The following is a 1,554-nucleotide window of genomic DNA, read 5'->3' as shown; positions in this document are numbered from 1 at the left end:
TGCCGTACTTCCGTGTCGATGCTTACCGGGTCGTTCAGTGGAACCCGGCTCGGTCCGATTACGCGGTCGTGGAGTACGCGATGCTCAAGGAGAGCGGCACAGGCTGGATCTCCACGCCGATGGAATTGCTCTGGCGCGGCGGGGACTGGCAGATCAAGCTCACCGCGGATCTCTACGGCGGGCAGAAGGAGATCAGCAACATCGGGGGGTGGACCCAGTGGCCCGCCACCTGATCCGCGTAGTGACCGCACTCGCGGTCAGCCTTGCCATACTCCTCGGTGTCGCGAATACCGCTGTCGCACAGGAACCTGAACCGAAGCCGGGTGAGGACCGTTCCCTGGTGTGCCAGGGGGCGGAAGCACTCGGCGAGGGACTCGGCGGATTGATCCCGGGTTTCGGCGGAGTCAACGTGCCCGGACTACCCAGTAGCGGCGACGTCGTCGGGAACTGGTCCGGGAACATGTGCGACAACCACGGCAACCCCGTCGAAACGGTCAAAGACTTTGCCAGCGAACAACTCCAGGAGCAGTGGGATTCGCAGTTCGGCAAGATCGTCAACTCGATGCTGGACGGGATGTCGCAGGCGATGGTCATGGCGACCATCTGGTGGATCAAGATCCCCAACGCCGACCTCGAATCGTTCGCCCCGCTTGCCCAGATCAACGAGTACACGATCTGGATCCAGTCTTTCCTATTGATCATCTCGATCGGGTTCATGTCACTGCGGTTGGCCGCGGCGCGGCGGCAGTTGATGGTCGACCAGGCCGAAGAAACCTTCCGGACCCTGGTTCGGGTGGTCGTGACGGCCGCGATGATGTCGGTGGTGGTCACCCTTGCGACCGCTGCGGGCGACGCCTTCGCGACCGAGGTCGTGGGCGCGACATCGAACAACGATCCCGCCGGGACCGTGCAGTCGATGATGATCCTGAACGCCTACTCCGGGCTGGCACCGGGCCTGATGCTGATCATCGGCCTGTTCGGCACTTTCGGTGCCCTCGCCCAGGCGTTCCTCATGCCGATCCGGCAAGGATTCCTCATCGTCGCTGTCGCCGCGCTGCCCGTCGCGGCCGCGGCCGGGGGGACGAAGACCGGATCGCAGTCCTACGAGAAACTTCTCGCCTGGGTAGTCGGGTTCTGCCTGTTCAAGCCGGTCGCATCGCTGGTGTACGCGATGGCGTTCCTGACCACCCAGTCCTCCGCACTCGACGTCCCCGAAGGACAAACCCCGACCCTCGAGCAGTTCCAGTACTCGCTGATCGGGATCTCGCTGCTCGCCGCTGCGGCACTCGTGCTTCCCGCTCTGATGCGGCTGATCACCCCCGCCGTGTCCGCCGTCGGCAACGGCGGATCCGGTGCCGGTGCCGGCGGCGCCGCGCTCATGGCCGGCGCGGCACTCATGACCGGCGGAAAGGCCCTCGCGGGCAAGCTCGCCGGTGGCAAGGCGGTCCCCCCGGGTGGTGGGTTCTCCGGTGCCGGTGGCGGCGGTACACCCGGCCTCGTCGGCGGTGGCGGCAACGGCGGCGGCGGTGGCGGCGGCAATGGTCGTGGCGGCGG

General features: G+C 66.2%; 1 protein-coding gene and 1 pseudogene. Both read left to right on the top strand.

Annotated features, from left to right (window positions below; all coding sequences use genetic code 11):
• Window positions 1-233: pseudogene (locus WAW17_RS06055) on the top strand (hypothetical protein); the annotation flags it as partial.
• Window positions 209-1,554: hypothetical protein (locus tag WAW17_RS06050; protein WP_422332100.1), on the top strand; the 1,346-nt coding region annotated here is incomplete at its 3' end. The pseudogene WAW17_RS06055 and the gene WAW17_RS06050, both read left to right, overlap by 25 nt.

This window comes from Rhodococcus sp. (in: high G+C Gram-positive bacteria) (assembly GCF_049286785.1).
GTDB lineage: Bacteria > Actinomycetota > Actinomycetes > Mycobacteriales > Mycobacteriaceae > Rhodococcus_F.
The sequence above is the reverse complement of the archived record's forward strand: the minus strand, read 5'-3'. Positions and strand labels throughout refer to the sequence as shown.